The following is a 22,108-nucleotide window of genomic DNA, read 5'->3' on the forward strand; positions in this document are numbered from 1 at the left end:
CTTCAAAGCATTCGTATTTAATGGTTTCGCAATCCAAAGCAATATAATTCTTACGATTATGAATAAAACAATATTATTCGTTGAAGACGAATCGGTAATGCAAAAAACCGTGAGTGAATTTTTGGGCGCCAAAGGTTATGATGTTATTTCGGCGCTGGATGGCGAATTGGGCGTAAATATGGCGCGGATCCGTAAGCCGGATTTGATTCTTTTGGATATTGTTTTGCCCAAAAAAAACGGTTTTGAGGTTTTAAAAGAACTTAAAAGCGACGAGGAAACCAAATCGATTCCGGTGATCGTGCTGACCAACCTTTCGCAGATGAGCGATATCGGCAAGGTTATGGAATTGGGAGTGACGACTTATCTGGTGAAAAGCGATCAGGGATTGAAAGACATTCTGGCGGTGGTCGATAAAACGCTCGGCGGCGCGCAAAATTAAATTTGTTTTATGAAAGTCGAACCACAGCAGCTTAAAGCGTTTATGCTTGACGCCAACTTGGTGACCGTTGAGCAATTTGATGATTGCGCCCAAGAAGCCGCCGCGAAAAACAAGCGGACGGAGGATGTTTTGATTGAGCGGAATTTGATTGACGCCGAACAGCTTTTGAAGTTGAAGGCCTACATTTTGGGTATTCCTTATGTCAATTTGGAGAAAGATATTATTCCTTTTGAAGTTTTGACTCTTATTCCGGAACCGATCGCGCGGGCGAACAATGTGGCGGCGTTCCGCAGGACTGCCGATTCGCTGGAGGTGGCGATGATCGATCCCGAAGATTTGCGGATCATTGAATCGATTAAAAAAACCACCGGACTGACGGTTTTGCCGCGCTTGACCAATCTTCAGGGGATGAAGAGCGCGATAATGCAATACCAAAGGACATTGGCGGCCGAAGTGGGCGATTTGGTGGGTGAACCCGGCGAAGTCGGGGGAAACGACGAACCCGGCGAGTTTAAAATGATGGATGAAGGGGCCGGCCGCGAGCTTGGCGGCGACGGCAATGAATTGAAGAAAGCCGCTCAAGATTTGCCGGTGATCAGAATCGTCGATACGCTGGTCAAACACGCGATATTGGAACGGGCTTCGGATATTCATATCGAACCAACGGAGAAAGAAGTAATCGTGCGCTATCGCGTTGACGGAATCTTGCGCGACGCGATGACCTTGCCGAAAAATTCGACCGCCGGGATCGTGGCGCGCATTAAAGTCCTGTCCAATTTGAAGCTTGACGAATGCCGCCTGCCGCAGGATGGCCGTTTCAAAGTGGAAAGCGACCAATGGAAATATTCTTTGCGCGTTTCAACTTTACCGGTTTTTTACGGGGAAAAGATCGTAATGAGGCTGCTCTCCGAAGGTACCAAGGCGTTTCCGTTGGAGCAACTCGGTTTTCGGGGCCGGGGCTTGGAAAAGATTAAGAATTCGCTTCAGAAAACAATGGGAATGATTCTGATGACCGGTCCGACCGGATCGGGCAAAACCACGACGCTTTATTCGATGATGGATGTCTTAAACGAGCCGGGAGTGAACATTTCCACCATTGAAGACCCGATTGAATATCAAATGCCGCGGGTGAACCAAACGCAAGTGAACGCCAAGATCGGATTGACTTTCGCGTCGGGTTTGCGCACTCTTTTACGCCAAGACCCGAACATTATTATGGTGGGAGAAATTCGCGACAACGAAACCGCGGCGCTGGCGATTAACGCGGCGTTGACCGGCCATTTGGTGTTGTCCACTTTGCACACCAATACGGCCGCCGGCGCCATCCCGCGTTTGATCGATATGAAAGCCGAGCCGTTTTTAATTTCGTCCACGATCGATGTGATCATCGCCCAACGCTTGATACGGTGCTTGGGCGATTCGCGGGAAGAGTATCGCTTGAAAGAAGCCGATGTCGAACATTTGAAACACTACTGCGATATTAGCCGGATTTTGGCGATGTTGAAGGACGAAAAAATTGTTCCGGCCAAAGCAACCTGGAAAAACATTCCTTTTTGGCGGCCTAAATCCGTCAAGGATTGCCCCGACGGGTATAAAGGACGGGTTGGTATCCACGAAGTTTTATCCGTGTCGCCGAAAATCAAGGATTTGATCGTGAAAAATTCAACCGCGGACGCGGTGCAGGCGCAGGCGGTGAAAGAGGGAATGGTGACGATGTTTGAAGATGGTTTTATCAAAGCCGCGCAAGGCAAAACTTCCATTGAAGAAGTTTTGCGCGTGATTACCGAATAATGCGATGGCATTTGTAACTGTTCACTGGGGAGCAAATTTGTTGAGGTCAACGAATTTGCGGTAAGGGATGGCGCGAATTTGGAGGTCAAACCTCTCGCAAGCCGAGGATTGACCTCCAAATCCGCTATTTTTAACCTCCCGGCGAGCGGTTACTGGCATTTGATTTGCATATTTCTGTTTACCTTTGTTATAATATAAACAGAGATTTGGTTTTTTGAAAGTTGTATTGCGGCGGAGAGCGGGCGATATTGTTTTGGAAATAATTTTACCTTGTTTCCGCCACATTAAAATAATGAAGAAAAATTATCGTTTGTCCGCAATTGTTTGCGCGCTGGCGGTGTCTCTGGCGATGTGCTTTGCGGTTGCGGCGTGGAACAGCCCCGATGGCACTCCGCCCGCCGACAATGTCGCCGCGCCGATCAACACTTCAAGCGCGGCGCAAACCAAAGCCGGCGATTTAAGTTTGGGCCATAATATTAATGTTACCAGCGACAGCGCGTCCGGCCGCTTTTGCCTGGCGGGGGAATGTTGCGCCACATGGGAAGAATGTTTTGGCGGAAGCGGCGGTTGCGGTTGCGATTCTTGGATAAATGCGGGTTGCGGCGCAGGAGGATGCAACGCGGACCGAATGTACCAAACCAGGACATGCAGTCCTTCGGGATGTGATTCCGAAACCCGTTGCGCGACGGACGGGTCTTGCGGGAGCGCCCCTTGCGCGCCGGATTGCGACGGCAAGGAATGCGGCGACGACGGGTGCGGCGGCGAATGCGGTTCGTGCTCCGGCGGATTGACATGTATTGGTGGTGATTGTTTTGATTGCGCACAAGCTTGCGCTAATCAAGAAGCGACTTGCGGCTGGATATCTGCGCCTTTCGGGTGCGGCGATAATTACTGCGGCGATTGCTCGTCGGGGATATGTCATGTGAATACTTGCTGGCCATATTGCAGCGAGCTTGATTGTTTGGAGATTATTCCGGGCGGAGGGCTGGATCAATGCGTTATTGGGGAAGGAGGAGGATTTAATGATGTAATTCTCTGCTTTTAATTAAAGCATTTATAATTCAATTCTGAATTATGAAATGCCAAAAATGAGTGTATAAAGTCCGGCCTTGTTTTTATATGTGTGGATTACAGCGAGCGCGTTAGCGGCGGTAAATGCATAAACAATGTATGCTTTTCATATTGCGATAGAACTTCCGGCGATATTTTCTGTCGATGGGTGGCTGAAGATTGATAAATTGTTTTAGGGACTATTTTTACCAAAGCATTGAGTTTATTGCAATATTGCCAGCTGTTTTTGCAATTCGGCAATCAATTGAATTATCAGTTGAATCAAGAGTTCTCTAATTTGAGCGATCTTTGCCAAAATTTCCTCACGCCCCATTTGCCGGTTTTGCATTTGCATTTGTTCTTGTCTTTGCAGTTCATAAATATCATCCGTTGGTTTTTCAAATTCGTTACTTTGGTCATTCACCATTTCCCCAAAATTTTTTAATACACATTTACCGTTGGAACAAATTTTTTTGGCCGCCGAACAGTCCGTATCGTCAATCCATAAAAAATTGCTGGCACAGGCGCCATTCATGCAGAATCTCTTTATAATTTGCTTTTGCGTCCATTCATTGCGGCAACGATAATTATCAGTAGTGGTATCAACACCGCAATTTTCCGCCAATTTTTCTTTGACACCGCATGAATTATACCAATAAAGATTACCATCTTCGCATTTTTGGTTTGTTTGCGGCGCGCAATTTTCGACGCATTTTCCGTTAGAACATGTTTTTTCGGTTTTACAAACGCCGCAATTTATCGTTTTGCCGCAACCATCGCTCCATAATCCGCATTTGTAATTTCCCAAACTCGCGCAAGTTTTGGGAACGCAAACGGTGGAACATTGGTTATTGGAGCATATCTGTCCGGGCGGACAATCCGCCGGCACCGACCACTCTAGGCAAGAATCCAAATCATAGTTATCGCAAATTTTATACGCGCTTCCGAAACATTGCATTGCTCCGAATGCGGAACATTCATTCGCGCAAGCTGCTTCCTTATGGTCAACTCCCCATACTTCAAGTTCGCCAATACTCACAAAATGAGCGCTCCCGCCCGCATCGCCAACAATACGAATGCCGTTGCCAACGATATTGTTTAAATTAAAAGTATAAGATTCAAAATTCGGTCCAAATAGGTTCTGATTATTCGTGTTTGGATACGAGGGAAACAGCGTTGCTTGCGCATCAATCCACGCGCCGTTTTGCAACACTTGAACTCGCAAGCTTCCGTTTGCAAACCATCCGCCATCCCAAAAATGTTTTCCTTCGGTAAAAATAATCTTGGAAAATTTTTTATTTTTGTTAAAAGTATATCCGTAATGCTCTTCATGAATAGCTCCATTACCGACAAAAGAATCATATTGAAGTTCAATGGCATCCGAAAAGCAATATCCCGGACAATACGAATCATTATAGCAAGCTTGCGACACGGTCGCAGTCAAAGGAGAAGGCTTAATCCCGTCACGAATGGTTTCAATATTTTTATTGCCTCCGCCCAAGGGACTGAAAACGCTAGCAATAATATTCCCTTGAGAAGCAATATTAACAGGAGTGCCACCAACGCTAATCGGTATTTTTTCCCATGTCGTATTCCCCTGCATATCGGTCACATAACAAACCGCTTCATAAGCACCGTTTTGAGCATATTGATGATTAACATTGGCTCCATTCGCATAAAAGGTATCGCCAAAAAACCATTGATAGCTTTTTATTCCATCGCTGTCGGCGGCTTGCGCATTGAAAGTAAATGTTCTGTTCCCAAGATCGGTCGCGTTAACGGTCAAACTAGGCTTCGAATTTGTAATTAGAGGCCATTGTTCAAGAATCGGAGGCACGATAACACTTTGATTTGGAAGATACCAAACACCGCCGCTGATTGTGCCGCCGGTTGTCGCCAAAGATTTGCGTGCAAGCTCCAGATTAACATTAATTGCATCATTGAATGTATAGCTTGTATTCGCAAACTTATTCCCCATAACATTGAGCGCGGATTTCCATTTATCCGGAATCGCTGAATAGCCCAAAAAATTACCCATTATACTACCGACAGTTGACGGATTGCAATCGCTATCTTGTCCGCAACGCATAGAAATACGCATTGACTGCTCAAAATCGCCATCGCCATATAGCAAGCCGATTAAGACATATGCGGCATTCAATTTGGCATCAATATTAAACACATTACTGATGCCTTGCGGGCAACGATCGTCTTGTCCCCATTTACTTTCAAGTAATCTCCAATTTTCTTCCCATGTCTTGCCCGCATTATTCCATGCAATAACATCTTCAATCACCTGCCTAAATTTACTGCCAACCGGCACTGCCTGTCGCCCCGCTTCAATAATCTCATTTACATTATTGGCCGTAAATGCTTTTGCGTGCATCGCGGCAACAAAAACACCTCCATACACGCCGTCTCCATAATTAATCATATGCCCCGCCCTCCAAGCAAGCTCAATTGCGGAATTAATCTGTCCGGGATTAATCATACCGGCAAAATCCGCTTCAATTTGCCAATCAATATCATCGGAGTGAGGCGTATTGCTATAATGCGCATTGTCAGGAACAATTATCCCTTTTTGCAAATTGGCGCGTGAAAAATAATTGGCATGGCACAATCCAAATGAAGTATTCAAAAACTCATTCCCAAAATCGCTCCATGTGGCATTAACGCCATATTTTTTCATCGCCTCCAAAAAGGGGATTTCAACATAAATATCGTCTTGATTGAACCCATTGTTTACCATTTCCGGCAACCAAGCGGGAATCTCGTATTCCGCCAGCACTCTGCCCTTCCCTTGGAATTCCGTAGGTGCGCCCCATGCCACACCAGCCATTTGCCCAACCCAACCTCCTTTGACTTTATCAATTATCGCAGATTCACTTAAAAAGACGCTACCGGCGAAACAAACAGAATCATTTTGATTGCCGTAACAGAAAAACAAAAACATCGCGCTCAATATAGAAAAGGCGAGCGTATAACCGTTGGTTTTTAAAAACATATTTTAAAAAATTATCTGAATTACGAAATGCCAAAAATGGCGCAAAATGAGTAATGCTGGCGGCAGTCGGTTGGCCGCTACTAACATACTTTATTTTACATCATTTCCACATTTTTTTCCACATTTTTGGCATTTCGTAATTCAAAGGTATGCACTTTGCGTAGTGTGCGATTTGCGCGTTTCTGTTTATTTTTGTTATAATGAAAACAGAGATTTGACTTTCTAAAAGTTGGGTGGCGGAGAGCGGGCGATATTGTTTTGGAAATAATTTTACCTTGTTTCCGCCACATTAAAATAATGAAGAAAAATTATCGTTTGTCCGCAATTGTTTGCGCGCTGGCGGTGTCTCTGGCGATGTGCTTTGCGGTTGCGGCTTGGAAAAGTCCCGATGGCACTCCGCCCGCCGACAATGTCGCCGCGCCGATCAACACTTCAAGCGCGGCGCAAACCAAAGCCGGCGATTTAAGTTTGGGCCATAATATTAATGTTGCCAGCGACAGCGCGTCCGGCCGCTTTTGCTTGGCCGGGGAATGTTGCGCCACATGGGAAGAATGCGCCACATTCGGTGGTAGTGGCGGTAGTTGCAAACTTGTACCGATAAGCGATGTCTTGGTAGCCGGTTATGATAAATATCGGTGTAAAGATGATTGCACATTTTTTTATTGTTCCTATAATTATTATTGGTGTCCGGCGAACAGTTGCGTTATAGGTTTGGGCGGTCTTGAATATTTCTTTTGGAGCAAAGCTTCCAGAAGATTATGCGCCGGAAACGGTTATGAGGTGTTCATAGAAGATAGCTCTCAATACAATGATACCGATGATTGCAGTCCGGATGGGGGAGCTCCGCTTAGTAATTTTACCGCGGGATCGGGAATATATGCTTGCGATAACGGGACATGGGTTAAAACCAGCGATTAGAAATGTTGGAGCAAAATACAGTTTCGTAATTTAAGATAATTATGAATCATCATTTAAAATTTTATGCGGTGGCGGTGTGCGCGCTAATTGCCGTTTTGGCATTGTGTTTTGTAGCCATGGCATGGAACAATCCCGGCGGCCCTTCGCCCACCGAAAATGCTGACGCGCCGATCAATGAGGGGGCGACCGCGCAAACGAAAGCCGGCGATTTAAATCTGGGCGGCAAACTGAATGTTGCCGAAGACAGCGCGTCCGGCCGCTTTTGTTTGGCCGGGGAATGTTGCGCCACATGGGAAGAATGTTTTGGCGTACCGACGCCTTCGACTTGTTCCTGTGGTAGTTGGGCGTTTGTCGGTCCCGTTTCCAATTGCGGCGTTGAGGATGTGAGTGTTAGCAGGCAAAGCCGGGACTGCTATCCCGATGGTTGCGATTTTGAAACGAGATGCGTGAGGACAAAATATGATCCGAGCCCGGCACCGGGAATTAGTTGCAGCGCGGATAACGAGTGCGGATTCGGAAGCGCGTACGGATATTGTTGCGATTCTCATGACGGCTGGTGCGTTCTTCGGGATCAGGAAACGATGAGCGATGCTGAATGGTGCGCTTATAGCGGCCGGGAGTGCGGGACATGGATTGCCGCTTGCGGCAGAAGCGTATACTGCGGAATCTGCAGTGAGGGAGAGTGATACTTTTACGGGGAATATTGCGCCAACTGTGGCGCGGAAGGGTACGAATGTGGCGAGTTTTGGGATCCGTACGAAGGTATAACGCGGGATTGCGGCGATTGTTCTTCCGGTTGCACGGGAATGCCATGGTCATGCAAATGCACCGGGCATGATTGTTCCGGTCCGGGATACAATTAATTGAAGAATAAACATTGTTATTATTTTAAAAGTCGCGCGGCAGTGCCATGGTGTTAGCCATTTTGAAAAAATGGTTCGCTCATGGCGGTGGTCGGGCGGTTGGCGATAATGGATCAAAAAAGGTATTTGTTGGCGGCGATTTGCGCGCTGGCGGTTTGCTTGGCGCTGTGTTTTGGTATTATGGCGTGGGATTCTCCCGGAGAAAATCCGCCGGACGGCAATGTTGCCGCGCCGATTAATTCCGGCGGCGACGCGCAATATAAAACCGGCGGTTTGGGCGTGAAGATCGGCGGCGCGATTACCTATTGGATTTCCCAGGCTGGCAATAATCTGGTGTTTAAGACCGGCAATGACTTTGCCACGGCCACCGAAACGGTGAACATCAATGCTGATGGCCGGATTGGTAATGTTTCTCCCGCAATTGACGATAACGATGTGGTCATCAAGGCTCAACTGGATGCTGCTGGCGGCGGCGGATCGGGCTATGGCACTTGCGACGGCGATCAGTTGTTCGTCAAATTCACCGCGGCAACATATACGGGAGATTTGGACGGCGTTGGCGGCGCGAATGCCAAATGCGCGGCGGAATACCCGGGTTACCATTTTTGCCAGAGCGACGAATGGAATGTTGCCGGACGCGCAGGATGTCTGCCGTTGGTTGGACAGTATGGCGCAATAAGAGGTTGGTGGAATGGTAATGTATCTTACCCGCCCAACGCTGATTGTGATGATTGGACCGATTCAACGATCACGAAACACTTATATGGGACTTATCTGAGTAGTTTAGAGGAGACTGGCAGTTGGGGAGCAAGCGTAACATTTTGTTCAGACCCATATTCTCTTGCATGTTGCAAATAGTTTTGGCGGCAGTTGAATTGTTTGCAAAATTCATGAAAAAAGTTTTAAAAATCGCGATTTTGATTTTGGTGTCGGCACTGGCGATAATCGCAACAATTGCTTTTTGGCCGCGCCGCGCCGCCAATCCCGAGTCGTTCGCGCCGCCTTGCGAAACCGAGCATGAGGTTTTTGTGATCCGCGGCGATTCGCTGGCGCCGGAATTCGCCGATGGCCAAGAGGTGAAGTTGTTGCCCCGGTATTATGATTGCCATTCGTTGTCGGCGGGCGACGCGGTGGCCTATCGCTGGGCGGGAAACAAAGACGCGCCGCTGGCCAAGATCGTGAAAGCCGTTGCCGGCGACCGCTGGCGAATGGAATTGATGCCGGAGCAAAATACCTACCAAATTGAGGTTAATGATCAATGGTTGAAAAATTCCGAAGGCGCGCCTTACCAAATTCCCGGGAAAAAGGCAAAAATGCTCTTGCTCTATGCCAATTCCTATCCGCGAATTCCCGAAGGCGCTTGCCTGATCTTGGGCAATGTTTTGGAGGGCTCCGACGATTCGGTGAAATTCGGCCTGGCGGCGCAAGAAAACATTGTCGGGAAAATCAAGCCGTTCTAAAATTTTAATCCGCGCCTTTAAAACAAAAAACAGAAAACATCGCGCTCGGCGCGGTGTTTTTGATTGCGCGGGGAAAGTAAAGTAATTGATAAATCGCGAGCGGTTGGTATAATCAAGTTATGGAGGAAAATAAAAAACAAAATTATATTTCTTTGGCCGGCGCGGCGAAATTATGTTCATATTCGGAACCCTATTTGCGGTTGCGCGCGCGGCAGGGAAAATTAAAATCCATCAAACTGGGCAAAAAATGGATGACCACGGCCGCGTGGCTTGATGATTATCAGGCGCGCGCGCAGGAATGGCGCGAAGCGGCGGAAGCCAAAAGGGCGAACGCGCCGGCCGCGGTTTTCGTGGCCGCGCCTTCGGAGCTGTCGGCGAATGTTGATTGCTCCGTTGCCGGCTTATCCGCCGAAGCATTGGCGAATGAGGAAATCGAACCTGTTTCTTCCGGGCGATTTCTTGAAGACGCAAAATCTTTGGAGCATATTTCCGACGGGGGGCAATTTTTGCCTTCGCGGAATTTTGTCGATACAAGCCGTGATCAAGCCGGCAAACCGGCCGCGGTTTTTTGCGCGGATGCCGGATCGCTTTTGCCGCCGCCGATTCCCAAAAGGCTCCGGGCAATACCGACATCGGGCCAAATTTATCCGCTTCCAAAACCCGAGCAAACGCGAATTGCCGAAATTTCGGATTATGGCTGGTTGGGAGCGTTGATTTCCGGCGCGGCCAGCGCGTTGTTGCTTTTTGCGCTTTTGAGCCAGTCCGGCGTTCCGAATATTATAAATTCCAATTTTGAAGCGGGCCAAGCCAGCGTTAGCCGATCGGTTTTCCCGGATTTCGGACAGAATGCCCCGCCGCCAAAAAATTTTGAGAATGTTTTTCCCGCCGCGCCGGAAAACTTTTCCGCGGGCGATCCGCTTGACGAATTGGTGGAGGCTATCGTGCGTTTTTTCTCCGGTTTTTAATTTTTTTATACCCCGTCAGCTTGCCGCGGAGTTAATACTCCGATGCAAGCCAGCAACCAAATGGCGCAATTTTCTTTTCAATCAAAATCAATCGACGGCAAAGAACAGAAAGGGGTTCGCGAGGCGGAAAGCGAAATTGAACTGGCGCACAGCCTCCGGCGGGAGGGTTTTATTTTAATCCGCGCGACGCCGGCGTCCGCCGCCCGCAAATTTCGCATCCCGACGCTTTCCTTTGGGGTAAGCCTCAAGGATAAAATGTTTTTTTGCAAAAATTTGCAAGTGATGGCTTCCGCCGGGCTTTCTTTGCCGCGCGCGGTTGGAATTTTGGCCGACCAGAGCGGCAATTCCGTTTTTCGCCGGACGCTTAATTCGGTCAAAGACGATATGATCCGCGGCGAAGCGTTTTCCGCGGCGATGGAAAAACATCCGAATGTTTTTTCGGATTTTTTGCGCAGTATGGTTAAAGTGGGCGAAGAGACCGGAACGCTGGAAAATGTTTTGGGAATCGCGGTTAACCAGATGGAAAAAGAATATTCGTTAAAATCAAAAGTAAAAGGCGCTTTGGTTTATCCAACTGTCATTCTGACCGCGATGGTTGGTATTGGTATGCTGATGCTGGCCACGGTCGTGCCCCAACTGGCGGCGACTTTCGCGGAGTTGAAAACCGAGCTTCCCATAACGACCAAGTTCGTGATTGCCGCGGGAATGTTCATGGAAAAATACTGGTGGATCGTGGCGGCCGTTTTCGCGGCGCTGGTCGCGGTTGCCGCGCGGCTGATAAAAACAAAACCGGGCAAGAAATTGTATGACGGCGTCGCGCTAAAATTTCCGGCGATAAATGTTATCGTGCGCAATGTCAATTCGGCGTATACTTTGCGCAATTTGAGCGCGCTGATCGGCGCGGGGGTTTCTTTGCCGCGCGCTTTGGAAATCACTTCGGGCACGGTGGGCAATGTCAATTACCAAAACGCGCTTTTGGGCATTGAAGAACGAGTCAAAAAGGGCGAAAAATTTTCCGCGGCCATCAAAATGTTTGACAATCTTTATCCGGCGACCGCGATCCAAATGATCGCCGTGGGCGAGGAGACCGGCGAAACCAGCAACATTTTGTTGAAGTTGGCGGAATTTTACGAAAATGAAGTTGACGAAGAAACAAAAAATTTCGCTTCGATCATCGAACCGATGCTGATGATCGTGATCGGCGCGGTGGTGGGATTTTTCGCGATATCAATGGTCCAACCGATGTACTCGATGATGGACTCGGTTTAAATAGATTTAAATTAACAAATGATTGGCCGAAATTCATTATTATTGGATAAAGCAAAACATTTAAGAGCAGGCAAGAATGGCTTTACTTTGATTGAGGCTCTGGTGGGAGTCGCGCTTTTGGGAATTGTTTTTTCCGGGATTTTCGCGTCTTACCGTTTGGGGATGAAGGTGGTTGGGTTGAGCAAAAATCGGATTGCCGCAACTTCGATCGCTAATGCCCGGATCGAAATGATCCGCAATCTTAATTATGGTTCCGTGGGCGTAGAAAACGCGGAATTGCCGTTTGCGGCGGGAATATTGCAACAAGCTTATTCGCAGACAATCGACAATGTCGAATTTATGATTTCAACGCAAGTGCGTTTTATATCTGACGCCGCCGACGGAACGGGCGTTTCCGATCCATGCAACCTTGATTTTAAAAAAGCCGATGTAACGGTTTCGTGGCAAGGCGTTTATCCGGGCAGCGTTAATTTATCGACCAATCTCTCTCCGAAAAACAAGGCGCAGGAAGCGCAATCGTGCCTTGATCAGCCCGGCGGCGTTCTGACGGTAACGGTTTTTGACGAGGGCGGAATTTTGGTGCCGTCGCCCAACATCTCGGTTTACAATCCGGTAACCAATAATTTGGTTGCCATCGCGGCGCCGGCTTCCGGGGAATATTCTTTTCCTTTGGCGATAGGCAATTACCGGGTGGAAACTTCAAAGACCGCTTACAGCGCCGCCCGGACATACAGCGCCGGCGGCGATGACGGAGTCGCGGTTCCCGACAGTCCCAATCCGACGGTTTTGGAAGGCGGTGAAGTGCCGTTGAGCCTTTCGATTGACCAAGTCGCGGCGATCTCTGTTGACGGCATTGCTCCCGACGGTCAAGATAATTTCGCGGACAGTTTTGACGATGCGGCATTAATATCGGCGTCGGATAACATCCAATTTTTGTCCGGAGATATTTTGTTTTCCGGCCCGCCATATTCGGCGAACGGATACGCGATTTCCAACGCGATCAATCCGGTCGATTTAACGGTTTGGGATGAATTAAGGTTTGACGATGATCGTCCGGCCGGGACAGGAATTCTCTATCAAGTTTTACATTACGACGGTTCCGATTGGGTTTTGGTTCCCGATTCGGATTTGAGCGGAAACAGCGCCGGGTTCGGCAATTCTCCGGTAAATCTGGCAGGGTTGGATAAGGGTAATTATCCGCAAATTAAAATTAAAAGCAATCTAACGAGCGGCGATCCTGACTTCACTCCGCGGATGCATAATTGGCAGGTTGTTTGGACGACGGCATCCGGCCCGGCGGTTCCGGGCGCGTTATTCCATATGAGAGGGGCAAAAACTATTGGAGAAGACGCCTTGGGGCAAAAGATTTACAAGTATTCGCAGGATCATGTTCTGGATGCCGCCGGCCATTTGGACATCTTTGGTATTGACGCCGATGATTATACTTTTTCGGTTGACCCGGTATCCGGGTTGAGTTTGATCGCGACCGATCCGGCGGTATTGCCGATTGGCGCTCCGGCCGGCGGCGCGGTTGCGGTGAAATTATTTTTGCGGCCGCAAAACGCGCTTTTGGCAACGGTTCAGAACAGCGCGACTCTCGATCCGATATTTTCCGCGGAAGTAAGGTTGTCGAATTCCGGAATCGGATACGATAAAATCCAATATACCGATCAAAACGGCCAAACATATTTCGCTCCGCTGGCCAATGGAGTTTATAATATTTCCGTTGGCGCGGCCGGTTACGCCGGAGCTTCAAGCACGGTTTCGGTGGCGGGGCTAAGCGATTTAACGGTTGATGTCAATCAGAATGAATAACACAAAAACGAGCGGCATAATTTCCAATTTCTTTCGCCGGGCGAGATCCTGCGCCGCGGGACGATTTTTGCGCCAAAGGCGCATCCGTTTCCGGCGGGCAATTTCCAACGGAAGAGGCGGTTTCACGATTATTGAAATGCTCGCGGCAATCGCGGTTTTCGGGTTGCTGATGGCCGCGATCGGGACGGCGATTATAATGATTTACCGAACGCAGGGATATGCCATGGAACAATCAATGGCAATCAGCGAAGCCCGCCGCGGCGTGGACATAATGGCCAAAGAAGTGAGGCAGGCTCGTTACGGAGAAAACGGCGCTTATCCGATTGAAAAAGGCGCGGGCAAGGAATTCATTTTTTACAGCGATGTTGACAATGACGGTCAAACCGAGCGAGTGCGCTATTATTTGGCGACCGTGAATTCCGGTTCTCAAACCAAAGAATGCCATTCTCATTCGCAATCCGGTTGGCCTTATTGGCAGTCCCCTGCGTGCAGTGTTGATTTCAGCGGTTTTCTGGCCGGGACTTTGAAATCGGCGCAAGTGAGAGTGTCCACCGAGGGATATTATGGTACGCCGAGCCGTTATGCCGCGCTTCGCGCCGATGGCGTGGAATTGATGAACAATATGTGCCAGAGCGGTTGTTCCGAATGCATCGAGGCTTGGCAGGGAACGCAGACTTTTGATGTGACCGCGGCGGCCGCGGATAATTCAATTCAATTCAATATAACCGGCAACGATAAATTGAAAGCGGTTTGCGATTGGATCGATCCCGATCACTCAATCAAGGCGAAATTCGAATTTTTCTTCACCGAAGAAATTCCGAGCGTCGGCAATGAATTGCGCCGGGGAGTAATCGAGCCTTCGGGCAGTCCGTCATCGTATCCGGCCAATCAAGAGCAATCAACCATTATAACTTCGTATGTTCGCAATACGCCGCCGATATTCACTTATTACGATAAAAACGGCGCGCAGATTATCGACGATCCGTCGATCCTTCATGACACCAAAATGGTGCGGCTTCATATGGTGGTTAACATCAATCCCAATCGCGCGCCGGATGACTACGAATTGGAGCAATATGTGCAAATAAGAAACCTTAAAGAAGAATGAGAAAAATTAAAAATATAAATATCAAAATGGAAAATGATAATTTTGGCCGGAAAGGAATTATCATTACTTATGTGCTGGTTTTCGGCGCGGTGTTTTTGCTGATGCTGGCCGGGCTTTTCGGATACATATTGTTGCAACTGCGCCAGTCTTTGCAGCGCGTCGCGTCAAGCGAAGCGCTGAATATCGCCGAGGCGGGAATAGATTATTACCGCTGGTGCGCCAATAATGAAGTGCAGGACGGCTGTATCGGAGAAAAAGATTATTATGACGGCAACGGCGTTTTGGCCGGGAAGTTTTTGATTGTCGCCAGTTCGACTTTGTCGTGCGGCAAAACAACCCAGCTGCAGATCACATCCAGCGGTTGGACCGAGCAATTCCCCGGCGTTAAAAGGAGTGTGCGGATAATTTATGGCCGCGAATCAGTGGCCAAATATTCTTATATTTTGAACAGCAGCGTGTGGATCGGCGGCGATCACGAAATAAACGGGCCCTATCATTCCAACGGCGGGATAAGGATGGACGGGCAGAACAAGTCGCTGATGACCAGCGCGGCTTTGCTTGTTCTCAACGGTACCACTACCGCGGAATGGATTTGCGATGGAACTTATGGCTGCGGTTCAACCGCTTGCTCGGCTTGGAATACCGATGATTGTTGCCCGGTTTCGCGCGGCTGTCGGATATCAAGCGGCAAATGCATTTGTCCGGGGATTTTTACCACGACCGCGAATTCAACGCCAAGCTTGTTTAAATTTCCGGTACCGCCGTTTCCTTTTGACGCGATCACGATGGATTTGGGCGACATTAAAAAAGCGGCTAAAACCGGCGGCGGAATTTATTTCTCGCCTTCGGTCAAAGAAGTTCCCGGGAGCAAGGGATATCATTTGGTGTTTTTGAGCAACGGCACGGTGCGGGTGTCCACGGTGAGGTCGCTTCATCCGGTTGACGGGTACAATAACGAAGAAGGCTGGCACCAGGATCGTTTTATTATCAGCAATGAAGATATTTACACCAAGGATTACGCCGACGGTGTTTACCCGATTCCCGCCGATTGTTCCGTGGTCTATGTGGAAGATAATTTGTGGGTTGAAGGAACGGTTAGGGGAAAAGTGGTGGTGGCCTCCGCCCATCTTAAAGATACCGGCGACACGGACCCCGATATCGACACGGATGTTATTTTCCCGGGTAATATAACTTATTCGAGTTATGGGGGTTCCGACGGGATGGCCGTGATCGCCGAAAATAACGCGCTGATAAGTCCAGCATCTCCCGAGAATATGGATTTGCACGCGATCATCGTGGCGCAAAAGGGAAGGTTTGGAAGAAACCATTATACCAACCGGGATTACCGCGACCGCGGCACTTTGAGCATTTACGGATCGGTTATCAGCAAGGGCCGAGTTGGAACGCAATGGGTGGATTCCGACAGCGGCCAGATGCTTTCCGGTTATTCCCGGCGCTACACTTATTTTGACCAGAACCAAGTTTATAATCCGCCGCCGTTCGTGGCAAGCATGAGTTCGGATTACAAGATTGTAAGCTGGCGGGAAATCGACTAAAATAAATGTAAAATTGAGAAATCAAAATGGAAAATGACAATGCAAAATTAAAGGTGTTGAGATTCCGACATTTTAACATTTTCAATTGTCATTTTAATCTTTGATATTTACATTTTCAATTTTGGTTATGATATGGTTGAATTCTTAAGTTTGTCAAAAGAAGCTTTCGGCTTGGAAATAACCGATACCGCCGTCAGAGTGATGAAGCTTGCTCGCCGGAAAGGAAAGCTGGCGGCGGTTTCGCTGGGATTGGCGGCATTGGAAAAAGGGATAATAAAAGAGGGCGTTATCCAGGACGGAGAAAAGCTGGCCGCCGCGATAAAAGCGGCGTTGGCCGGCGCGGCCGGAGAAAAAATCCGGACCCGCTATGTTGTCGTTTCCCTGCCGGAGAGCAAGGCTTTTTTGCAGGTGATTACGATGCCGAAATTGAAAGGCAACGATTTGCGCGCCGCGGTTGTTTTTGAGGCCGAAAATTACATTCCTTTGCCGCTGGAAAAGGTCTACCTTGATTTTGAGATTGTGCCGCCGGTTTTGGAAAGGCCGGATTGCTGCGAGGTTTTGATCGCGGCGATTCCCCGGGAGATAATCGATTCCCGCGTTTGCGCCATTGGCAAAGCGGGATTGATCCCGATCGTTATGGAGCTTGAATCGCAGGCGCTGGCGCGGATATTGTCCAAAGAAAAGGAGATGAAATCTCCCACGGTGATTATCCAGATTGGCGATGCCAAGACGATTTTGGCGGTCTACTCCGAAAATTCGATCAGATTTTCTTTCACCATACCGATTTCAAACCGTTATTTCATTGAAACGATAATGGATAGCGTCCAAGCGGACGCCGTTTGGGCCGAGCGTTTGAAAGTCGAATGCGGAATTGAAGAATTCGCGCGCCCGGACGGCGCGAAAAATTCCGAGGCCGAACCGGCCGGAGAGAAAAGAAAAATTTTTGAGGCGCTGGTTCCGGGATTGGTTGATTTTGTCCAGCAGATACAAAAATGCATTCGATATTATCAAACTCACGAAGATGCCGGTACCGGGTCGTGGAAAAAAAATTTTGACAAAGTTTTAATTTGCGGCAGCGGTTCGAACTTGAAAGGATTGGATGAATTTCTCGCGTTAAAACTTAACGCGCCGGTCTGGCGGGCGCAACTGCCGCTTGATTTTGATCGAGCCGGATTGAAAATTACGGATCAGTTTGCCGAGAATGAATTCGGATTCGCGGTCGCCGCCGGGCTGGCGTTGCGCGCGCTGGATCAAGCCGGCGGAGAAACGAAAACTATGCCGAAAAATAAAATACCGGCGCCCGAAAAAAATCTGCGCGGCCGGGTGCGCGTGAAATCAAAATAATTTTCGCCGTTAAACCGATGATTAATTTATTGCCCCAATACTGGCAAAACAAATTGCGCCAAGAAGAAATGTCCAAGATTGCCGCGATCCTCGGCATTGTGGCCGTATTCTCGCTGGTTTTGTTTATTTTTATGTTGGCGCTGGTGCGGGTTTTTTATTACGCCCAGCTTGAATCCGGACTGGTGGTTTTGGCGGAGAAGGAACGGCAAATGGCGATTTTTAATGTTGAAGAGATTGAAAAGCAAGCCGTTGACCGCGGCAATCTGGCTTCCAAGATCGCCGATTTTTACGCAAAGCAGATTAAGGTTACGGAAGTTTTCACCAAGGTGGCCGCGACCTTGCCGCCGGGAGTGGTTTTGTCAAAGTTTGGCTATGTATCGCCGAGCGTTTATTTGGAGGGGTATTCTCCCGACCGCGCCGCGCTGGTGATTTTCAAAGAAAATTTGGAAAAGCAAGCCGATTTTAAGAAAATGGTTTTCCCTCCCGAAAACTGGCTTACGGCGCGGGATATCAAGTTTGGCGTTAATTTTGAATATGCAAAACCTTAAAAACAAACCATTGATTGTTGCGGCGGTGTTCGCGGCAATCGTGTTGGCGCTGGTTTTTCTCGTTGCCGCGCCGTTGATCGCAAATATCAATAATGCCGGTTTGCGGATTGCCCAACAGCAAGTCAAGATTGACGACTATGACCGGCGCCTTTCGGATGTTCGCGAATTTATCGCGTTTAAAAAAGACGAAAAAATTAATTTTGAAAGAATGGAGAAAGTTTTTGTTGACAGCCGGATGCCGCTTGATTTCATAAATTTTCTGGAAGCCGCGGCCCAAGACTGCGGCGTTGGCATTAAATTTTCATCGTCAATGCCGCGGCAAGCCGTTAAGGGGGAATGGCCTTCGATTTCGATTGAAGCGGATATTTCGGGAAACATTTCCAATATCTTTCAATTTGTCGAAAAGATCGAGAACAGTCCCTATTTGCTGGCGGCGCAGAATTTCGAGATTAGCTCCAATTTGCCGGATGCCGCCGCGCCGGAATTATCCGCGAGCGGCGGCGGCAAGGCGCATATTTTATTGAAAGCTTATGCGGAATAACGATCAAAACAAATTCCAATCGGCGGTAGGGGCGTTTTTTAAAAAAATCGCGCTCAAGCCGTTTTTGGCGTTTTTCTTTTTGGCGGTGGTCGGCGCGGCGTTTTCAGCGTTGATTTTTTTAAATGTTCAGCGTTTGGCGACGGACATTGAAACAACGGCGATGGCGGATAAATCGTTTGGCGCGGTTAAAGCGAAGAAATTTCGCGATGTTTTTCTGGCGCTGGATCGGCGAAATGAGAGTATTGGCCAAACGCCCGCTTCGACCTATCCGGATGTATTTTTGCGCCCGGCCGGATTGACCGATTCCGAAAATTAAGCAATAATCCTTTTGCCGGCGTTTGTTTGCTGTTTATGGTTAGCCGGCGCGTTTTGCGTTTCCCTGTTTTTTTATTAATAAAACGCCCCTATAGCTTAATGGATAAAGCTACTGCCTTCTAAGCCGTAGATGCAGGTCCGATTCCTGCTAGGGGCACTGATTAAAAATTTTCAAATGAATACAAGATATGAGGCGGGCTGGATTTTTTGATTAAAATAAGGTATTATCGTTTTGTAAAGTTTTATGGTGGGCGTAGCTCAACGGTTAGAGTTTCGCACTGTGGATGCGAAGGTTGGGGGTCCGAATCCCCTCGCTCACCCTGCTAGAATTTGAAGCTAAAATTTAATACCCTCTACGGGAAATCCGAACCGCTTAACATTTGTTGAGCTTTTTGGTTTGGCAGCGAGTTGACAGAAATCTGTTTTCGTATAGTATTTTAGGGTAAGATCGTGAGCACATCTGCTCATAAAAAATAAGGTCGGATTATTAAGGAGAGGATACAGTGATACTGGATAAGAGTTTAATCCAAAAAGCGATTGAATTGGTAACGCCTGGTGCCGTTGCCATATTGAACAGCGAGGGGACTACATGGGGACCAAAGTTTGCTCATGGGTATGTATACGCAGAAGAATCTGGAGCCGGAGATGTTGAATTCCATTTCGGCGACATAACTGTTCCATGGGATTCAAAATGGGGCGAGCAAAAAGATTTTGCTTATGTTGCATGGAGAAAGCTCAACGCCGCATGGCGCGAGAAGAAATCAACAAGTGAGGTTGTTGCCCTTGATCCTTGGCGACTGCGAGAAAAGGAATTTCTCTATTCCGGAGGGGCATACAGATATGGAATTGCAGTAGGTGTATCAGGGGCCTTGGGTAGAACCGATGAAGCTCTGGCCGAGATGGTTCTTTCTGCGATCATTATGTTAGCAAGGATTGAGGCCGATAAGAGAATGGCTGAGCATAGGATGGAAATATAAAGTTTCAATAAAGGGCTTTGCCCGCTGGGGAATATCAACCTCAGTCTTTTTTTACTCACGCTGCTGTAGTCAAATAGGTTCGAACATCGTATGCCAGACGACCCAAGTTATTATATCGTCCCGTTGGAGGGCCGATTTTATCGAAATTATAACCAAAAGGATTATTTTCGGTTTTTAGTTAATTACGATTGTTGGTATTTACAAAAAATATAAATTGTGGTAAATTAATACTACACTAATTCCAAAAAAATGTTCAAAAATCTTAAAAAGTTTGGTCAACATTTGAAGGAGTTGCGAACCGAAAAGGGGCTAGGATTAAGGGAGTTTTGCAAAATAGTTGATTACGACCCAAGCAATTGGAGCAAAATTGAAAGAGGTATAATTGCTCCTCCGGCAGATGAAGAAATTTTGAGAAAGTGGGCGAAAGTATTGGGTATTTCGGGAAAGGAGGAGGCTTTGAGAGATTTTGTTGACGAGGCAAGCATAGCCCAAGGTATAATTCCCGAAGATATCCTTTCAAAGGAAAATGCAGTTGAGTATTTGCCCGCTTTTTTCCGTACCGTTCGTAATGAAAAGCCGACGAAGGAAGATATTGACAATCTTATCAACACAATAAGAAATGCATAGAGAAGGCTATGAAAAATACCGGTTGAAAAATTCAGGCAGAAAGTATGGGACGATACCATTCCGGTGGATATTGAGAGGATTGTTGAATTTGGCTTAAAAATAGACATAATACCTACGCCTGGATTGGCGAGATTGTCCAACGCGGACGCGCTCATCACTTCCAATTGGGAAGCGGTTTATATTGATAATGCGAAATATATGGACGAGCGTTATCAAAGCCGGATTCGTTTTTCTTTGGCCCACGAAATAGGGCATTTTATTTTACACAAGAAGCTTTACGGAACTTTCGGGATAAACGATATTACAGATTTTTATAAATTTTTTGAGCAAATTTCGACAATTCAATACGGATATTTGGAATCACAGGCAAATAAATTCGCCAATCTCTTATTAATACCTCGCGGCAAATTATCGCAAGAAAGGAATAGTTTTTTGCGGGACTTGGAGGCGATGGGGAATATGCCATCAATTGAAGATGAAAATGTGTTTAATTCATATTTAGCTATTCCTATGGCCAAAGTTTTCGGGGTATCAGAGAAAGTGGCAGAAATAGCGTTGGGCAATATAAGGGGAGAAAAGTAGAAAATAGGGTAAATGGGAAAGCGCCGTGAAATCAATAAGCTTTGATTTTTAATAAATATCTAAGAACTTGGACAAATAAAGGGGAATTTACAATAATTCCTTTACCGCGGCGATTTTGTAGCGCAAATCTTCCATATATGCCTCGTCTTGGAGGATTTTGATTACTTCGGTTATTAGAGCGGATGGTTCCTGACCCTGCTAAAAATTAAGTTCAAATTTGATATGCTGTTTTGTCGTTATCCATTCTTCGGGTTTGGCTTTGAGCTTGATTTTAAAAAATTTGATTTGGAAAAGCAAAATCATAAAAAATTGTTCGCCCTCGAATAGACCTATTCTTTCGCCCAATGCTTGGAAATTGTCGGTGATAAAATACCGCCAGCTACTTTCTTTGGAAATTTTGGGATTGAGATAAATTCGATTGTTTTCCGTGTCCGCTATTCCTAAAAGTTTCTTTTTAGCTTTCCACCTAACCAACGGACATTTCCCGCGCCTAAAATAAGGGTTCGCGAATTTTTGCAATAATCTGATTTTTGGTTTCATATTTTGTTGTTGTCCCGTTATGTATTTTTCCCATTTTATACTTTTTTTATAAATTAACAAAAATCAATAAATATAGAAGTCAAACTTGATAACAGGTAAAATTGAAGTTGACTTTTAAGCGTAATGTTATATTTTGATTATTAGCAATTTAGAGGTGATTTCTGTGGCATTTGAAGTTAAAGAAGGCGAAAGTTTTGCAGATGCTCTTAAAAGAGAAGTCCGCAACGGGGTGTTTGTTGAGATATGTGATGTGCAAAGAATGTGGGCGCAACAAAAGAATATCGCGCGGCGATATTTGTGCCCGTTGCCAAGAAAAACTCGTACGCAAAAAGAGAAGACAATAAATCTTCTCATTTTAATTTTTAATGATGAGCGATTGTCTGTTTTAAAATAAAA

General features: G+C 47.1%; 22 protein-coding genes and 2 tRNA genes. 22 read left to right on the forward strand and 2 right to left on the reverse strand.

The window, feature by feature from the left end:
- The first annotated feature begins 58 nt into the window (after positions 1-58).
- The 3 genes from L7H18_00730 (at position 59) to L7H18_00740 (ending at position 3,275) form a co-directional block, all read left to right on the forward strand.
- The gene (locus tag L7H18_00730; GenBank protein ID UMX48054.1) at positions 59-439 is read left to right on the forward strand and encodes a response regulator; all 381 of its coding nucleotides are present in this window, start codon (positions 59-61) and stop codon (positions 437-439) included.
- Between the two features lie 9 nt (positions 440-448).
- Positions 449-2,230, forward strand: a complete 1,782-nt coding sequence (locus L7H18_00735; protein ID UMX48055.1) for a GspE/PulE family protein — start codon at positions 449-451, stop codon at positions 2,228-2,230.
- 214 nt (positions 2,231-2,444) lie between these two features.
- On the forward strand, positions 2,445-3,275 hold the full coding sequence (locus L7H18_00740) for a hypothetical protein (protein ID UMX48056.1): 831 nt from the start codon (positions 2,445-2,447) through the stop codon (positions 3,273-3,275).
- A 228-nt stretch (positions 3,276-3,503) separates the two neighbouring features.
- On the opposite strand, the gene L7H18_00745 is transcribed toward L7H18_00740, so the two are convergent.
- The gene (locus L7H18_00745) at positions 3,504-6,284 is read right to left on the reverse strand and encodes an ADP-ribosylglycohydrolase family protein (GenBank protein UMX48057.1); all 2,781 of its coding nucleotides are present in this window, start codon (positions 6,282-6,284) and stop codon (positions 3,504-3,506) included.
- Between the two features lie 297 nt (positions 6,285-6,581).
- Between L7H18_00745 and L7H18_00750 the strand changes: the two genes are divergently transcribed.
- The 18 genes from L7H18_00750 to L7H18_00835 all read left to right on the forward strand — a co-directional run bounded on the left by L7H18_00750 (position 6,582) and on the right by L7H18_00835 (position 21,172).
- A complete protein-coding gene (locus L7H18_00750) occupies positions 6,582-7,202 on the forward strand; it encodes a hypothetical protein (GenBank protein ID UMX48058.1) in 621 nt (206 codons plus the stop codon).
- Between the two features lie 41 nt (positions 7,203-7,243).
- A complete protein-coding gene (locus L7H18_00755) occupies positions 7,244-7,888 on the forward strand; it encodes a hypothetical protein (protein ID UMX48059.1) in 645 nt (214 codons plus the stop codon).
- Positions 7,889-8,146: 258 nt separating this feature from the next.
- A complete protein-coding gene (locus L7H18_00760) occupies positions 8,147-8,923 on the forward strand; it encodes a hypothetical protein (GenBank protein UMX48060.1) in 777 nt (258 codons plus the stop codon).
- A gap of 32 nt (positions 8,924-8,955) precedes the next feature.
- Positions 8,956-9,525, forward strand: a complete 570-nt coding sequence (locus tag L7H18_00765; protein UMX48061.1) for a S26 family signal peptidase — start codon at positions 8,956-8,958, stop codon at positions 9,523-9,525.
- Between the two features lie 119 nt (positions 9,526-9,644).
- Positions 9,645-10,490, forward strand: a complete 846-nt coding sequence (locus L7H18_00770; GenBank protein ID UMX48062.1) for a hypothetical protein — start codon at positions 9,645-9,647, stop codon at positions 10,488-10,490.
- A gap of 42 nt (positions 10,491-10,532) precedes the next feature.
- The gene (locus tag L7H18_00775) at positions 10,533-11,759 is read left to right on the forward strand and encodes a type II secretion system F family protein (GenBank protein ID UMX48063.1); all 1,227 of its coding nucleotides are present in this window, start codon (positions 10,533-10,535) and stop codon (positions 11,757-11,759) included.
- Between the two features lie 42 nt (positions 11,760-11,801).
- Positions 11,802-13,574 carry a prepilin-type N-terminal cleavage/methylation domain-containing protein gene (locus L7H18_00780; GenBank protein UMX48064.1) on the forward strand — a complete coding sequence of 591 codons (1,773 nt, stop codon included), beginning with the start codon at positions 11,802-11,804 and terminating at the stop codon, positions 13,572-13,574.
- Entirely contained in the window at positions 13,567-14,682 is a 1,116-nt protein-coding gene (locus L7H18_00785; protein UMX48065.1) for a prepilin-type N-terminal cleavage/methylation domain-containing protein, read from the forward strand. The genes L7H18_00780 and L7H18_00785 overlap by 8 nt, the downstream gene beginning before the upstream one ends.
- A gap of 26 nt (positions 14,683-14,708) precedes the next feature.
- Positions 14,709-16,238, forward strand: coding sequence for a hypothetical protein (locus L7H18_00790; protein ID UMX48066.1), 1,530 nt, complete (start codon positions 14,709-14,711; stop codon positions 16,236-16,238).
- Positions 16,239-16,370: 132 nt separating this feature from the next.
- A complete protein-coding gene (gene pilM, locus L7H18_00795; GenBank protein ID UMX48067.1) occupies positions 16,371-17,582 on the forward strand; it encodes a type IV pilus assembly protein PilM in 1,212 nt (403 codons plus the stop codon).
- Between the two features lie 17 nt (positions 17,583-17,599).
- Complete coding sequence (locus tag L7H18_00800) at positions 17,600-18,130, forward strand: hypothetical protein (protein UMX48068.1); 531 nt, start codon at positions 17,600-17,602, stop codon at positions 18,128-18,130.
- Positions 18,117-18,671, forward strand: coding sequence for a hypothetical protein (locus L7H18_00805; protein ID UMX48069.1), 555 nt, complete (start codon positions 18,117-18,119; stop codon positions 18,669-18,671). Before L7H18_00800 ends, L7H18_00805 begins: the two co-directional genes overlap by 14 nt.
- Positions 18,661-18,987, forward strand: a complete 327-nt coding sequence (locus tag L7H18_00810) for a hypothetical protein (GenBank protein UMX48070.1) — start codon at positions 18,661-18,663, stop codon at positions 18,985-18,987. The genes L7H18_00805 and L7H18_00810 overlap by 11 nt, the downstream gene beginning before the upstream one ends.
- An 84-nt stretch (positions 18,988-19,071) precedes the next feature.
- Positions 19,072-19,143, forward strand: a tRNA-Arg gene (locus L7H18_00815).
- A 90-nt stretch (positions 19,144-19,233) separates the two neighbouring features.
- Positions 19,234-19,306, forward strand: a tRNA-His gene (locus L7H18_00820).
- Between the two features lie 183 nt (positions 19,307-19,489).
- On the forward strand, positions 19,490-19,963 hold the full coding sequence (locus tag L7H18_00825; protein ID UMX48071.1) for a hypothetical protein: 474 nt from the start codon (positions 19,490-19,492) through the stop codon (positions 19,961-19,963).
- Positions 19,964-20,212: 249 nt separating this feature from the next.
- A complete protein-coding gene (locus tag L7H18_00830) occupies positions 20,213-20,590 on the forward strand; it encodes a helix-turn-helix domain-containing protein (protein UMX48072.1) in 378 nt (125 codons plus the stop codon).
- A gap of 63 nt (positions 20,591-20,653) precedes the next feature.
- Complete coding sequence (locus tag L7H18_00835) at positions 20,654-21,172, forward strand: ImmA/IrrE family metallo-endopeptidase (protein ID UMX48073.1); 519 nt, start codon at positions 20,654-20,656, stop codon at positions 21,170-21,172.
- 198 nt (positions 21,173-21,370) lie between these two features.
- Here L7H18_00835 and L7H18_00840 read toward each other — a convergent pair whose 3' ends face one another.
- Positions 21,371-21,712: a hypothetical protein gene (locus L7H18_00840; GenBank protein UMX48074.1), complete on the reverse strand. Its 342-nt coding sequence runs from the start codon at positions 21,710-21,712 to the stop codon at positions 21,371-21,373.
- A 133-nt stretch (positions 21,713-21,845) separates the two neighbouring features.
- Between L7H18_00840 and L7H18_00845 the strand changes: the two genes are divergently transcribed.
- Complete coding sequence (locus tag L7H18_00845) at positions 21,846-22,106, forward strand: hypothetical protein (protein UMX48075.1); 261 nt, start codon at positions 21,846-21,848, stop codon at positions 22,104-22,106.
- Positions 22,107-22,108: the final 2 nt, after the last annotated feature.

It is taken from the genome of Candidatus Nealsonbacteria bacterium DGGOD1a (assembly GCA_022530585.1).
Lineage (GTDB): Bacteria > Patescibacteriota > Minisyncoccia > Minisyncoccales > UBA5738 > UBA5738.